21 protein-coding genes are annotated in these 12834 nt (G+C 54.8%); 19 read left to right on the forward strand and 2 right to left on the reverse strand.

The features are described from left to right. The coding region (locus BUE18_RS16045) for a transposase domain-containing protein (protein WP_139264771.1) at positions 1–284 on the forward strand (284 nt) is incomplete at its 5' end. Positions 285–622: 338 nt separating this feature from the next. After that, the gene (locus BUE18_RS16055) at positions 623–1615 is read left to right on the forward strand and encodes a hypothetical protein (protein WP_170868386.1); all 993 of its coding nucleotides are present in this window, start codon (positions 623–625) and stop codon (positions 1613–1615) included. Between the two features lie 60 nt (positions 1616–1675). Here BUE18_RS16055 and BUE18_RS16060 read toward each other — a convergent pair whose 3' ends face one another. Both BUE18_RS16060 and BUE18_RS16065 read right to left on the reverse strand, forming a co-directional pair. Next, positions 1676–2212: a hypothetical protein gene (locus BUE18_RS16060; protein ID WP_073477220.1), complete on the reverse strand. Its 537-nt coding sequence runs from the start codon at positions 2210–2212 to the stop codon at positions 1676–1678. Next, positions 2202–3596 carry a CoA-binding protein gene (locus BUE18_RS16065; protein WP_073477221.1) on the reverse strand — a complete coding sequence of 465 codons (1395 nt, stop codon included), beginning with the start codon at positions 3594–3596 and terminating at the stop codon, positions 2202–2204. Before BUE18_RS16065 ends, BUE18_RS16060 begins: the two co-directional genes overlap by 11 nt. A gap of 335 nt (positions 3597–3931) precedes the next feature. On the opposite strand from BUE18_RS16065, the gene BUE18_RS16070 reads away from it, so the two are divergent. The 17 genes from BUE18_RS16070 (at position 3932) to BUE18_RS16150 (ending at position 12833) form a co-directional block, all read left to right on the forward strand. Then, complete coding sequence (locus tag BUE18_RS16070; protein ID WP_015949401.1) at positions 3932–4201, forward strand: RebB family R body protein; 270 nt, start codon at positions 3932–3934, stop codon at positions 4199–4201. Positions 4202–4232: 31 nt separating this feature from the next. Continuing rightward, positions 4233–4502, forward strand: coding sequence for a RebB family R body protein (locus BUE18_RS16075; RefSeq protein ID WP_073477222.1), 270 nt, complete (start codon positions 4233–4235; stop codon positions 4500–4502). A gap of 46 nt (positions 4503–4548) precedes the next feature. After that, positions 4549–4818: a RebB family R body protein gene (locus tag BUE18_RS16080; protein WP_015949399.1), complete on the forward strand. Its 270-nt coding sequence runs from the start codon at positions 4549–4551 to the stop codon at positions 4816–4818. Positions 4819–4841: 23 nt separating this feature from the next. Further along, positions 4842–5126 (forward strand): RebB family R body protein, encoded by a 285-nt coding sequence (locus tag BUE18_RS16085; RefSeq protein ID WP_073477223.1) that lies wholly within the window; start codon positions 4842–4844, stop codon positions 5124–5126. A 13-nt stretch (positions 5127–5139) separates the two neighbouring features. Further along, positions 5140–5412 carry a RebB family R body protein gene (locus tag BUE18_RS16090; RefSeq protein WP_015949397.1) on the forward strand — a complete coding sequence of 91 codons (273 nt, stop codon included), beginning with the start codon at positions 5140–5142 and terminating at the stop codon, positions 5410–5412. A gap of 25 nt (positions 5413–5437) precedes the next feature. Further along, positions 5438–5707, forward strand: a complete 270-nt coding sequence (locus BUE18_RS16095; protein ID WP_073477224.1) for a RebB family R body protein — start codon at positions 5438–5440, stop codon at positions 5705–5707. Between the two features lie 16 nt (positions 5708–5723). Beyond that, positions 5724–6026, forward strand: a complete 303-nt coding sequence (locus BUE18_RS16100) for a RebB family R body protein (protein ID WP_073477225.1) — start codon at positions 5724–5726, stop codon at positions 6024–6026. Between the two features lie 88 nt (positions 6027–6114). Then, a complete protein-coding gene (locus BUE18_RS16105; RefSeq protein ID WP_139264772.1) occupies positions 6115–6312 on the forward strand; it encodes a RebB family R body protein in 198 nt (65 codons plus the stop codon). A gap of 37 nt (positions 6313–6349) precedes the next feature. Next, positions 6350–6712: a hypothetical protein gene (locus tag BUE18_RS16110; RefSeq protein WP_073477227.1), complete on the forward strand. Its 363-nt coding sequence runs from the start codon at positions 6350–6352 to the stop codon at positions 6710–6712. Positions 6713–6752: 40 nt separating this feature from the next. Beyond that, a complete protein-coding gene (locus BUE18_RS16115; RefSeq protein WP_073477228.1) occupies positions 6753–7103 on the forward strand; it encodes a hypothetical protein in 351 nt (116 codons plus the stop codon). A gap of 72 nt (positions 7104–7175) precedes the next feature. Further along, on the forward strand, positions 7176–8207 hold the full coding sequence (locus tag BUE18_RS16120; RefSeq protein ID WP_073477229.1) for a hypothetical protein: 1032 nt from the start codon (positions 7176–7178) through the stop codon (positions 8205–8207). 13 nt (positions 8208–8220) lie between these two features. Further along, positions 8221–8775: a RebB family R body protein gene (locus tag BUE18_RS16125; RefSeq protein WP_073477230.1), complete on the forward strand. Its 555-nt coding sequence runs from the start codon at positions 8221–8223 to the stop codon at positions 8773–8775. Positions 8776–8850: 75 nt separating this feature from the next. Further along, entirely contained in the window at positions 8851–9231 is a 381-nt protein-coding gene (locus BUE18_RS16130; RefSeq protein ID WP_073477231.1) for a hypothetical protein, read from the forward strand. A 57-nt stretch (positions 9232–9288) separates the two neighbouring features. Beyond that, positions 9289–9852 (forward strand): hypothetical protein, encoded by a 564-nt coding sequence (locus BUE18_RS16135; RefSeq protein WP_073477232.1) that lies wholly within the window; start codon positions 9289–9291, stop codon positions 9850–9852. Between the two features lie 309 nt (positions 9853–10161). Beyond that, positions 10162–10632, forward strand: coding sequence for a chemotaxis protein CheW (locus BUE18_RS16140; protein WP_051327287.1), 471 nt, complete (start codon positions 10162–10164; stop codon positions 10630–10632). A gap of 130 nt (positions 10633–10762) precedes the next feature. Then, positions 10763–12184 (forward strand): CheR family methyltransferase, encoded by a 1422-nt coding sequence (locus tag BUE18_RS16145; RefSeq protein ID WP_170868387.1) that lies wholly within the window; start codon positions 10763–10765, stop codon positions 12182–12184. Between the two features lie 4 nt (positions 12185–12188). Then, the gene (locus BUE18_RS16150) at positions 12189–12833 is read left to right on the forward strand and encodes a chemotaxis protein CheW (RefSeq protein ID WP_073477234.1); all 645 of its coding nucleotides are present in this window, start codon (positions 12189–12191) and stop codon (positions 12831–12833) included. The last annotated feature ends 1 nt before the right edge of the window (position 12834 follow it).

The raw sequence follows: 12834 nt of genomic DNA on the forward strand, positions 1-12834 counted from the left end.
TGGGCGTCTATCTGGAACAGGGATATCTGAAGCCGGACAATAATGCGGCGGAAAATGCGATCCGGCCTTTTGTGGTGGGCCGGAAGAATTGGCTTTTTGCGGGATCGCCCCGGGGAGCGGAGGCCAGCGCGTTGTTCTTCAGCCTGATCGAGACGGCCAAGGCCAACGGCCTGGAGCCCTTCGCCTACCTGAAGGTTTTATTTGAAAGACTCCCCCTGGCGACTTGCCGGGAAGACTACCAAGCCCTCCTGCCAACCCCGGATTTTAACCTCTCCAACGATTGATTCTTATCCCTGCCGGGTACTTCTTTGGACGCTTACTCAGCAACTGAAAAAATGGGTTTCTTTAAAGTCATAACAATTCCATTTTTGGGGCTTATTATAGCTATGCCCGTTTCATTGCTCATTTTCTGTACCTCCCGATCCCGATCCCGCCCACACGAGCCTATGGAAAGCAACCATGGGGAGGATATATCGGAATCAACAAAAGCGCCTCCCTCTGAACTCCAAGGGCTTACTAAATGGATCAAAGAAGAAAAACCCATCAAAAAAAGGGATGATGACCTGATTGACAATAAAATTTTCGCTGATCGAATTGCGGAGCAACTGCAGAAGCCGAAAATTTGGTTTTTTTATTTCCCGGATTGAAAGAGGAAAAAAACGCCCATGTTCCTCAAGGAGTCGGAGTCAATAAAAACTATGCTCCAAACTACTGGAACAGGCTGGTCAGGGAACAGGTTTCCGATCAAGACAAAGACCAAAAGATCATGAAAGAAATGGCCGCCTGGAAGGACGGTAAAGAAAACAGACTGGTCGAAAATATTGTGGACGGAAACATTCAGGGTGAGGCTGTGAGCAGGTTTTCCACCCTCTTGGGGGATTACCGGATTTATCGTGATCTTTTCGAGGAATATATATCATATTTACTGGATAAGCAGACAAATCTACATACAGAAATGCGGCCTCGGGGTTTTAATAGCCTTTTCAGGCAGGCGGAAGGGAGCGATCAATATGATGAAATTCCAGATGGCGATAATTTTCAGGAGATAGTAGCGAAGCTAATTTGTAAATCTTTAAGGCGCTACCCTAAACTTGCCAACTACCTGTTGAAAACATGGTGGCCCGAGAAAGACGTGCCTATACCTGGATGGGGATCGGGTGGAAAATGGGCGCAAAAAGTCTGGCAAGCCATGAAGGAGGCATATTCAAACGATCCTGACACGCTGCTGAATGCCCTCAGGTCTGGAGCGCCCCCGGACCTATTCAACATTATGAACCGGCTGTGCAACCAGCCAGGCTTATTGTGGCAAACGAGTGTGGATGACTGGAAATGGCTGGCCACTGTTTTGGTTAAAGCATCGGAAATCGACATAACCAGTGCAGCGGCAAGAATCGCCATCTTAATAGAAGAGGTTGAAAAAAACGGCAATACAGACACCGAGAAAACATGGGTTACGCGTCTTTTTGAAAATGAGGACCCAGAACTCAAAGAAGGGGGAGAGAGGCTATTGGACAAGGGCCTTCAATTACTTAAAAATCGGAGCGCCAATGAAACCAAAAGACTGAAAATGTTGGGTTTCGCAAGCTCTACCCAACCTACGTCTTATCCCGATTAAACAGATTGATTTGATAAAATTTTGAACCAAACATCGCCCTCCAGTTTTCGCAAAAAAAAATCATCCCAAACAAATAAGGATGAATTCCTCTTCCATGGCTTTGCGGTGGAATTTGATGGAGGAGACGGCGGCGGCCAGGGTCTGTTTTATGCGGGCGGGCGTGCGGGAGAGGCGCAAGGTCTGGGGCGGGCAGAAATACCAGAAGCACACAAAGGGCCGGGACAAACGGTCCAGGGTGCAGCCCCTTCGCCCTAAGAAAGCGCACGGCCCTTCCATATGGGACCGCAACTGCCTTGGGGGGCCGGAAATTCCTTCCAGATGCAAAAACAGCAGGTCCGGAAAATCCAGCCACACCTTGGCGTGAGCGCAGCACGGGTCCGGGCAATGGGGGCAGGTTTTCAGGCAGAGATCCTGGGTTTGGGAGGCGGTGGACTCCAGAAGACGGCGAATTTCAGCCGAATGGGCTTTGGCCCCGCTTAACGCGGGGCCGTGCTTGCTTATGATACGGCGCAGGGCAGCGTTGGCTTCCTCCCAGAGGGCGGGATCCGCCCAGGGAATGACGGGGACCGCCCCCGGCGCTTTCGGCTTACCGGCCATTGCTCCACTTGAGGATGGAGGACGCGGCGTACACGCAATCCTGAATGGTGTTGAAGACGGCCAGGCCCCCTTCCCGGAACAGGGAGAACATTTCAATGCGCACCTTTTCCATTTCCAGGACGTTTTCCGCGAATTTGGACAAAATGGGGATCACCGGCTTTTTCATTTTCGCCGCGGTTTCCAGGATGATCTGGGGGCCGGTGGAAGCCAAATGCGGCGCAAAGGACGTGATGAAGTCCAGGGAGAAATAGGGCATGATCACGTCGATGTTTTCGTCCTGATCCATGGCCAGCATGGTGTGGGCCATGATGGAAAAGTCGAAGCCGAAGGCGCCCAGGTCCACGGGGTTGGCCGTGGAGGTGTTCACGTTGGCGATTTTTTCCGCAATGCGGTCCTGGACGGCCTGGGACAGGACGGGCATTTCCAGCCCCACCCTGGCGGCCAGGTCGGTGAAGCACACGGAGGTTCCTCCGCCGGCGCCCAGAAAGCCCACCCGGTTTCCCTTGGGAAGACGGCTGGAGGTGGCCAGCATCATGAGGTCCATCATCTGCTCGAAAGTGTCTACAATAATGCCGCCTTTTTGGTTTACGGCCGAAGAAAAAATTTTAAAATCCCCGGCCATGGCGCCCGTATGGCTGGCCGCGGCCTTGGCGCCGCGCTTGGTGCTGCCGCCTTTGAGCATAATCACCGGCTTGGAGGCCGTGGTTTTTCCCAGGGCTTCCAAAAAGGCGGGGCCGTTTTTCACGTCTTCCACATAAATCGCAGCCGCCTCGATTTCCGGGTCCTCGGCGAAATAAGCCAGAAAATCCTCTAATTTCAGGTCCGCCTGGTTTCCGTAGGATACGGCCTTGTTCAGCCGGATCTTGCGGGAGCCGGACATACGCACGAAGTTGTCGCTCACCCCGCCGGACTGGCCCAAAAAGCCCACGTTGCCCTTTCCGTTGGGTTTGAACTCCATGTTAAAGGTAATGCGGGATTCGGCGCACAGAACGCCTATGCAGTTGGGCCCCACCAAGCGCACGTTGGACGCCCGGGCGGTTTCCACCAGTTCCTTTTCCAACTCCATATTGCCCACTTCGGAAAATCCCGAGGTGAAAAAATGCACGAAGGGCGCCCCGTTCCTCCCCGCCGCCTTGACCGTGTCTATGGCGAAGCGGGCTGGAATCTGGGCGATCACCAAATCCACGGTCTCGGGCACGTCGTCCAAAGAGGGATAAGCCTTTACTCCGGAGATTTCCGCGTGGGCCGGATTGACCGGATACAAGGCTCCCGCATATTCCATAAACTGCAAAAACTGAAAAAACGGCATCTTTCCGCCGTCAAATCCAGGAGAAGCGCCTACAACGGCGATTTTTTCGGGATAAAACAACTTTCGCAAATCCATAAATCTTTCCATTCCTATAACGTACTAAAAATATGCTCTTTAATGCTCACGCCTCTTATACTTTGAATATTTCCGCTAAAAATTCAAAGCAGGGGAGAAACATGACGCAGGGCGCCCCGCCTGTCAAGGAGCTTTTTTCCGGGCAAGGGTCCGGAAAAATATTTTTAGGGGGGGTGAAAAAAAATATTGACACAATTGTTTATTAAGTAGTACACACTACTCAAATGCGATCCACCAATCGAGTTTTTGCAGCGTGCACCGGGGCCGGACGCCTTTCTCATCCCAAGGCGCCCGGGCCTTTTTAAGCAGCGTAACATCACAACAAGGAGGGCGACATGGCATTTCCCACGTCAGTCAACAATCAAATCACGGACGCCGTCACCCAGGCCAACGTCAAGGTTCTGGGCGACGCCCCGGCCGTGGCCATGGGCAACCTGTACCAGGCGACCGCCCAGGCCCTGGCCAACGCGGCTCACAACGCCACCACCAGCCAACAGCAAACCAACGTGACGGCGCAGGCCGCCACCACCCAGGGGGTCGCTTTGCTGTACTCCCTCAACACGGCCACAGCAGGCATTGCAACGGTCAAGGTGCTTGGCGCCTGATCCCTAACCCACATGTGAAAGGAGCGAGCCAATGGCATTTCCGACTTCAGTAAACAATCAGATCACGGATTCGGTCACCCAGTCCAACACCAAGGTTTTGGGCGACGCCCCGGCCGTGGCCATGGGCAACCTGTACCAGGCCAGCGCCCAGGCTTTGGGCAACTCGGCCCATAACGCCGCCACCAGCCAGCAGCAGACCAACGTGACGGCCCAGGCGGCCACCACCATGGGCGTGGCCATTCTGTATTCCCTGGATACGGCTTCCGCGGGCATCGCCACCACAAAGGTGCTTGGCGCATAGTCCTGGGTCCGCGCTGTTTTTCACCTATTAGGAAAGGAGCAAGGACATGGCATTTCCCACGTCAGTCAACAACCAGATTACGGATTCAGTCACTCAAGCCAACGTCAAGGTTTTGGGAGACGCTCCGGCCGTGGCCATGGGCAATTTGTACCAGGCCACCGCCCAGGCCCTGGCCAACGCGGCTCATAACGCCACAACCAGCCAGCAGCAGACCAATGTGACGGCTCAGGCCGCCACGACCATGGGCGTTGCGACCCTGTATTCTCTGGACACGGCCACAGCAGGCGTGGCCACCACCAAGGTTCTCGGCGCCTAAGGCCCGATGAAAGGAGCTAAATCATGGCGTTTCCCACTTCTGTGAACACCATGATCACAGATTCCATCACCCAGGCTAACCTGGAGGTGCTGGGAGGGTCCCCGGCCATGGCTATGGCCAATTTGTTCATGACCATCTCCCATGCCTTGGGCAATGCAGCGCACAACGCCACCTATTCGCAGCAGCAAACCAATCTGACCGCCCAGGCCGCCACCACGCAGGGAATAGCCACCTTGTTCTGCCTGGAGACGGCCGCCACCGGCCTGGCCACAACGTCGATTATGGGGGCCGGTCAAACCACATCGTGAAAGGAACTGAATCATGGCGTTTCCCACTTCTGTCAATGATCAAGTCACGGACTCCATCACCCAGGCCAACGTGGAGGTGGTAGGCTCCTCCCCGGCCGTGGCCATGGGAAATTTTTATCAGTCCAACAGCCAGGCTTTGGGCAATGCGGCCCATAACTCCACGGTCAGCCAGCAGCAGACCAACGTGACGGCCCAGGCGGCCACCACGCAGGGGGTGGCGTTGCTTTACTCCCTGAACACGGCGACTGCGGGAGTGGCGACCACCAAGGTCCTGGACAGCATTTAGGAGCAGTTTAGAAAGGAGTTGAACAATGGCATTTCCCACATCCGTCAACAACCAGATAACGGACTCGGTCACCCAGTCCAACGTGGAGGTGGTGGCGGCTTCTCCGGCCATGGCCATGGGAAACCTGTTTATGAGCGCCTCCCAGGCCCTTGGAAACGCGGCCCACAACGCCGCAACCAGCCAGCAGCAGACCAATGTGACAGCCCAGGCGGCCACCACCCAAAGCGTGTCCACCCTGTTCTGTCTGGACACCGCAAGCGCGGGTTTGGCCGCCATCAAGATTTTGGGGCAATAGAAAAAGGAGGTAAGTCATGGCATTTCCCACATCCGTCAACAACCAGATAACGGATTCGGTCACCCAGTCCAATACCGAGGTGGTGGGCAGTTCTCCGGCCATGGGCATGGGCAACCTTTTTATGGCCACGTCCCAGGCTTTGAGCAATGCGGCGCACAACGCCGCTTCGGGCCAGCAGCAGTCCAATGTGACGGCTCAGGCGGCCACCACCCAGAGCGTATCCACCCTGTTCTGCCTGGACACCGCAGCCACGGGCTCCGCCACCATGAAGGTGTTGGACGGCATAGGCGGGTCCGGCAACGACCATGGAGGCCTGTAACCCGAAACGCAATCCCGCCAGCCGCCGCATAAAGGCGGGTTAGGAGGGCTGGGCCATTAGCACTGTCAATTCCCAGATAACCGACGCCGTGGTTCAGGCCGATGTTATGAGCGTGGGCATGGCGCCTTCGGCTTCCATGTCCATGGTCTACACGGTCATGGCCCAGACCATCGGCATGGTCATGCACAACGGCGCTGAAACCCAGCACGGCATGCAGCAGATCGCCGCAGCGGCGACCACTCAGACATGCGCCATGATTCTTGCCCTGGGCGCGGCCGGCCAATAAGGCGGATAATGGGCGGAGAAAGGAAGGGAGATAAACCATGGGCAACGCGAATCAATTGAATCCTCAGGTTAACAATGCCTTGGGCGTGGCCCGGGATTTCACCATGTGCGCCAAAGTGGTGATGGTGGAAGGACAGGGCAAAGCCTATCAGTCCGCGGCCCAATCCGTGGCCATCGCGGTCCAGGACGCCACGGATTATTTGCGCAACATCAGCACGGCCGCCGCCACGGCCCAGGGCGTGGCCATGGCCAAAATCCTGGAAAACGTGGCCGAGGCCGGGGATTATGAACCCGTCTTTGATAAGGCGAAATCCATGGTGGAGGCCGCGGCGACGCTATTAACGACCGTAGGGAATAACGGCAAGACAGCTTTGTCAGGATTTGAGCCTGGGAACAGCTGAGCCGCCCTGCTTCAACAAGCCTAAGACAGAGGACGGACCAATGCCGGATAATGTGAATCCCCAGGTTACCGACGCGCTGACCCAACTGCAGTCAGCAACCATGGATCCTGGCGTGGTGGTCATGGAAGGCAAGGGAAAGGCCTTTCAGTCCATTTCCCAGTCCATGGCCATAGCAATCCAGGACGCGGTGGATTACATGCGCAACGTTTCCACCATGAGCGCCACCGCCCAGGGCGTGGCCATGGCCAAATTTCTGGAAACCAAAAACCAGGACTACCTGGACAAGGCCCTGAAAGACGCCATTGACATGGCGGCAAACGCCGCCGATTCCTTTGGCAAGATAAGCGCCAGCGCCAAAGAGGTCTTAGGCGACTTCGACCCAGCATCCTAAAGGCGGACTCCTCTTAAGCCTTTAAGCCGCACGCTTATGACGACATAAGCCCCCGGCGCGGGAGGTGAGGATTTGATATACGTAGCCGACAAACTCATGGAGAACATCGGGGCCTTTTCCCACAGGTTCCGGCTCATTGCCGAACGGATCCAGGGAGGGCCCCAGTGGCTCCGGTTCGCCATGCAGAGCCCGACGGACAGTTATATGGCCGGCAGCGAACTGGAGTTGCTGTCCCTCGTCCAGAAAGGGCTTCACGGATCCAGGCTGATGCTGTTTACGGACTTGAACCTGCTCATGGATCCGCTCAAGCTATGGAACCTGCCTGAAGACGACCTGGCCCTCATTGGAACGGCCAGGAGGGAGGAAAGCGTCCGGGACGTCCTGGACAAATACGGCATTCTGGATTTCGCTCAACTCAGCAAAGGGATTGATTTTTTACGGTCCTTTGAAATCGAGGACAAGCCCGTGTTTCAGGTCATGAACCTGGCGGACCGCCTGGCCCTTTATGCAATCGCCTTAGACGGACAGGAGCGGGAGGCGTCCAAAAAGGATCTTACAATCAGAAAGGAATCCTGCGAATTCGCCCTGCAGCTCTGTCAGACCCCCAAGGAATTCCAGGCTCTGTTCCATCTCTACGAAGCGGTCTGCAACAAGTTTAATGCAAAAACCCGCAGCGCCCGCCGGAAACGGGCCCAGTTGATCTGGGAGGATTACAACGAATTGTGCGACGGCCTTGTGGAGACTGTAACCCTGGGTAGAAAGTACAATCCCGACGGCCTGGACATGGAAATAAAAAGCGCCCTGGCGGATCTTCGGCAAATTGGATTCTCCTGCAAGGCGGCGGCCATGCTCAATCTCATCCGGAATACGATTCTCACATGCGAAGACCAGCCTCGGGCCCGAAAAATAGTCAGGGATTACATGAGCGCAATATTCAACCTGATCGCCGCGGGAACCGTTGAATCCACGTCCGTGGGCCAGGACGGGGTCATGCGGCTTATCTACGCCTCCGCCCTGATCGCCCCTGGAGGATCGGCGGCAGTGGAAGTCGACCGCCTGGGGCTTGTGACCGTGGCCTCCGGCGTTGTGGAAAATATAATATGAAAGGAGCAAAACCATGTCCGACCAATCCGTCAACAGCCAGATAACGGACGCCGTCACCCAGCTCAACGCCATGATGGTTGGGGAATCCCCTCCCCAATCCATGGCCATGATAAACGCCGTGATGGCTGACACCATGGGCATGGCTTTGCATAACGCCGTATCCACCCAACATCACGCCCAGATGATCGGCGGCGCCTCCACCACCTCAACCTGCGCCCGAATGCTGGGGATCTTGGCGCCCCCGGATAAAACCCGGAAGGCGGCTGACGCCGTCCCGAAGGCCGCCAAGACAGGGTCCAAATTTTTTGATTGCGACATTTGCTCCGGGACGGCGTCGCAAAGAAGGGCGGCCGAAGACAGCCAGCCGGCGGCAAACGGAAAACAGGACGGAGAAAACGGCGGCCAGGGCATTTTGGCGAAATTCGCTGAATTGTTCAAAAAGCATCATCAAAAAGAGCATGAGGAAATGAACGGGAACAGGGAACAGCCGGAGGACCAGGCCGGCGCGGAAGTTCCGGAAGCGGGGGGAGATCCGGAATCGCCCCCTTTTACGCCCGAGGACGTATAGCGTCCTTTTTAAGGATGCTGCTGCATAAACCGGCTTCATGCCTGCAAAGGCGAGCCGAATTGAAAGGATAAACCAATGGAAGACGAAGTCTACTACGAAGATTATGGAAGCCATGGCGCCCTCCAGGAGGAAGCCATGCAGGAAGCGGCCGAGTCCCAGTTGATCGCTGTGGAGAAGGCCATGATCCTATCCAACGAAGCATGCGAAGCCGTCGCCCAGGCCGCCAATCTGGTCAATAAACGCCAGGAGCAGGCCCAGCACCGCATTCAGGATATCAACGGCAAGGGCAAGCCGCTCAAAAAGATTCCTTTGGAAGAATCTTTGGTGCAGCTGAAAAAGGAATTTGAAATGCTCCAGGAGGGCTTTGGGCGCTTTTTTGAAAAATGCCAGGAGATTCTTGTGGAGATCGCCATCCTGGTGGATCTGGAAAAAAAGGCGGAGCAGAAGGAAAACTAACCGCGTCCCAACGCGCGCCTTAACAATCCAGGCGGCGCATTTTTACAGGAGTCCATTATGATAAGCAAACCGATAGCGGACCTTGTTCAGGCCATGGCCAAGTGGGGAAAATCCAGGGGCCCGGCGGTTCAGCAGGCTTATTTGTCTGAGGGGGACTGGTCGCCGTGGGCGCAGGTGGAGCAGGCGCTTCAGTTCATCAACACCTTTGGGAACGTGACGGTGACCCGGAATCAGACGGTGCATTCCAAGCCGGACGTCGCAGCGGATTTGCTGGTTGCGGGCGGCGGCCCCAAAAAAATCGCCATCAGCCTGACCTGCGAACTCCACGCAGACACGGACCAGGATGCTGCGCCCAAGGTTGTCAACCCTGCCGCCGGATACGGGAATCAGGGCGGAGACGCGGTTTCGGACAAGACCTGCGAGAAAGTCCTGGCCTGTTATGAGGCCATGAAAAACGTGGACCTGAGCCAATACAGCCCCGTGGTCATGGGCATGATGGTTTCCAACACCGCCAATGACGCAGCCAAATTCTACCTGTGCGACCTCACGGGATTCCAGGCCCAATCCTTATACCAGGACAAAAGCGGAGGCCTTTTGGGGCTCTATTTCAAATCGTTGTAAACAGGAAATCTTTTCCCATCCAAAAATCAAATTTGATCCATAAGGGGGGCTGCCGCACCCTTATGGAAAACGGGGAGAAGGTTGATCAAGTCTTAACGGTTTATAAGCATAAAATCATTTTTTTATGTTATTTCAACATAATTCCTTCCTCACAAAAGTCCCGCCCGAGAAAGAATTACACCTTGGGAATAAATCTGGCTTAAGGATCTTTGACTCTCGGCCAGTATTGTGCTAAAGTTCTGGTTTGACAGTGCAATGGGCCATCCTCCTTGCCTGATTATTCCAAGCAAAATATGTGGCGGGTACTTTATGAGTCAGAAAAAACAATACTTTGTGTTCATTTTAGATGAACAAAGATACGGTATTGACCTTCAAGCTGTGGAGCGGGTGATCCCCGCCGTGGAGTTGATCACTCTGCCCGAGGCGCCGGAAATCATGTCCGGCCTGATCAACCTTCGCGGCAGGATGATCCCCGTAGTTGATATCAGAAAAAAGTTCGGGCTGCGTCCCCGCCGGATGGAGATGGAGGACCGAATCATCATTTTCCAGACATCCACCTGGACGACCTCCATTGTTGTGGATAAAGTGGAGGGAGTGGCTGAGTTTGGTCCGGAAGATTTATCCGACGCAGAAGAGCTTTTCCCCGAAATGGGGCAATTCATGGAAGGCGTGGGAAAATCCGGCGATGAAAGCGTCCTGATCTACGATATCGACAACCTGTTTTCCGGACAGGAAATCCACAAGGTAAGCAGCCAGGTGGAAAACCACTCACAGCCTTAAGTGCTCCATGGCCCAAAACATAGAAAAAAATTTATTTGCTCGCCTTAGCGAGTTAATACAGAATAAAATCGGCCTTTTTTTTCCGCCGGAGAGGTGGCACGATTTAGAGAGGGGGGTTCGCGCAGCCGCTTTGGAGCTGGGTTTCGAAGACACCACATCCTGCATTCAGGGATTGTTGGGGTCTCCGGTCACCAAGGTTCAGTTGGACACATTGGTTGCGCACCTGACGGTGGGGGAAACTTTTTTTCTCCGAGACGAAAGCCACTTTAACGCCCTCCAACATCAGATCCTGCCGGACATTTTCGAAAAATGCGCCAAAAAAGGCAAGCAGCCGCGTTTTTGGAGCGCCGCATGCTGCACGGGGGAAGAGCCATACACCATGGCCATGGTCGTTGACCGCATGAAGCCTTATTGGACGGCCAAAGACTTTTCCATCCTGGCGACGGACATCAACTCCCGGTTTTTGGAAAAAGCCAGGAAAGGCATATACACCAACTGGTCTTTGCGGAACGCTCCCAATTGGATGGTGGAAAAATATTTCACCGTACACGGGAACAACCGGTTTGAGGTGGAAAAGAGCCTGAAAAAGGCCATACGCTTCACCAATCTCAATTTGGTGGACCCGGTTTATCCCTCGGCGGTGACGCACACGGAAGAAGTCAACGTGGTATTTTGCCGCAACGTGTTGATGTACTTCAATCAGAAGTTGCGGGACACGGTTATAGAGAGAATCGCCTGGGCCTTGGCGGACAATGGCTGGTTTTTTGTAGGGCCCAGCGAAGCGGCTTTTGTGGAGCATCCCAATTTGGCGCATATACGGTACCCGGGCGCCATTATTTTTCAAAAGCAAGCCGCAAAAAACAGGGTGCAAGGCGCGGACCTTGTGGATGCAAAGGCTGAGTCCGCCCCCGAAAAAAAAGAGACGCCTTTGCCGACTTTTCCCGCAAGAACGCCGTTGACCAGGCGCCCGCCCAGAGCCGAGCGTACGGCTCCGCCCAGACCGGAAGCCGGCCGGGCGAAAAAAATGGAGCCTTTGGACGCGGACCGCATGCTCGATAAGGCGCTTGAGCTTGTGGAAAGAGGCAATTACGACGACGCGGTGAATTGCCTGCTTGAAATTATTTCAACGGCCGACGCCAAGGCGGGAATGAGGCCGGACAGCAGGGCCATGGCCCTTTTGGCCAGGACTTACGCCAATATGGGCAAGCTGGAAGAGGCCCGCAGATGGGGCGGCAAGGCCGTAGATGCAGACAAGTTAAACCCCGGCCACCGCTATTTGCTGGCCACGGTTTACGCAGAGTTGGGCGACTCGGAAAAAGCGGCGGATTTGCTTCAAGCCTCCCTTTTTCTGGACTCCCGGTTTATACTGGCCCATTTCACGTTGGGCAATACCGTTAAAAAACAGGGCAAGGCCAATGAAGCGAGGAGGCATTTTAAAAACGCCTTATCCTTGCTGCTGGACCTTGACTCGGATGCAGTAATCCCCCACTCCGGGGGAATGACAGCGGGGCGGCTTACGGAGATTGTTCGTTCCATGATTTTAGGGGATTGATCCTATGAACAGCCAGGCGCAAAAGACAATAGATAAAGCCAATCTTTCCGTCGATGAACGGTGGGCGGAAGTCAGAAAACAATTGGACGAGGCCAGGGCGTCTTACAATCAGGCCGGAGAAATGTCCGGAGATGAAATCAAAAGCGCCTTGAAAAAAAGGGCCAAGCTTCTGGCCGCCCGGTCCAAGGACGAGGGAAAGGGCGCGGGGGAAAAGCTGGATGTGGTGGAGTTCCTGCTGGCGCACGAAAAATACGCCATTGAGCTTTCATGCATCAGGGAAGTCTACCCCTACAAGGACTGCACCCCTATTCCGTGCACCCCGTCATTCGTTTTGGGCGTGATCAATGTGCGTAGCAGGATTCTTTCCGTCGTGGATCTGAAAGAATTTTTCGAACTGCCCAAGCAAAAAATCACGGAGAACTCCCGGGTCATCATCCTTGCTTCGGACGACATGGAATTCGGCGTCCTGGCGGACGAGTTAAAGGGAGTCAACTCCATTCCCGCGGAAAAAATTCAGCCCTCCCTGCCTACATTGACAGGATTAAGGGCGCAGTATTTAAAGGGCGTCACGGCCGGAGGCCTTGTGATCTTGGATGGTTTACGCATTCTACAGGATAAAAGAATCGTGGTGAACCTGGAAGTGGAATAAG

The sequence above is a fragment of the Desulfatibacillum alkenivorans DSM 16219 genome (genome assembly GCF_900142135.1).
GTDB classification, from domain to species: Bacteria; Desulfobacterota; Desulfobacteria; order Desulfobacterales; family Desulfatibacillaceae; genus Desulfatibacillum; species Desulfatibacillum alkenivorans.

Coding starts and splice junctions, on each gene's coding strand:
- BUE18_RS16060 (WP_073477220.1), bottom strand. CDS start 2,212: ATGGCCGGTAAGCCGAAAGCGCCGGGGGCGGTCCCCGTCATTCCCTGG.
- BUE18_RS16065 (WP_073477221.1), bottom strand. CDS start 3,596: ATGGATTTGCGAAAGTTGTTTTATCCCGAAAAAATCGCCGTTGTAGGC.
- BUE18_RS16070 (WP_015949401.1), top strand. CDS start 3,932: ATGGCATTTCCCACGTCAGTCAACAATCAAATCACGGACGCCGTCACC.
- BUE18_RS16075 (WP_073477222.1), top strand. CDS start 4,233: ATGGCATTTCCGACTTCAGTAAACAATCAGATCACGGATTCGGTCACC.
- BUE18_RS16080 (WP_015949399.1), top strand. CDS start 4,549: ATGGCATTTCCCACGTCAGTCAACAACCAGATTACGGATTCAGTCACT.
- BUE18_RS16085 (WP_073477223.1), top strand. CDS start 4,842: ATGGCGTTTCCCACTTCTGTGAACACCATGATCACAGATTCCATCACC.
- BUE18_RS16090 (WP_015949397.1), top strand. CDS start 5,140: ATGGCGTTTCCCACTTCTGTCAATGATCAAGTCACGGACTCCATCACC.
- BUE18_RS16095 (WP_073477224.1), top strand. CDS start 5,438: ATGGCATTTCCCACATCCGTCAACAACCAGATAACGGACTCGGTCACC.
- BUE18_RS16100 (WP_073477225.1), top strand. CDS start 5,724: ATGGCATTTCCCACATCCGTCAACAACCAGATAACGGATTCGGTCACC.
- BUE18_RS16110 (WP_073477227.1), top strand. CDS start 6,350: ATGGGCAACGCGAATCAATTGAATCCTCAGGTTAACAATGCCTTGGGC.
- BUE18_RS16115 (WP_073477228.1), top strand. CDS start 6,753: ATGCCGGATAATGTGAATCCCCAGGTTACCGACGCGCTGACCCAACTG.
- BUE18_RS16125 (WP_073477230.1), top strand. CDS start 8,221: ATGTCCGACCAATCCGTCAACAGCCAGATAACGGACGCCGTCACCCAG.
- BUE18_RS16130 (WP_073477231.1), top strand. CDS start 8,851: ATGGAAGACGAAGTCTACTACGAAGATTATGGAAGCCATGGCGCCCTC.
- BUE18_RS16135 (WP_073477232.1), top strand. CDS start 9,289: ATGATAAGCAAACCGATAGCGGACCTTGTTCAGGCCATGGCCAAGTGG.
- BUE18_RS16140 (WP_051327287.1), top strand. CDS start 10,162: ATGAGTCAGAAAAAACAATACTTTGTGTTCATTTTAGATGAACAAAGA.
- BUE18_RS16150 (WP_073477234.1), top strand. CDS start 12,189: ATGAACAGCCAGGCGCAAAAGACAATAGATAAAGCCAATCTTTCCGTC.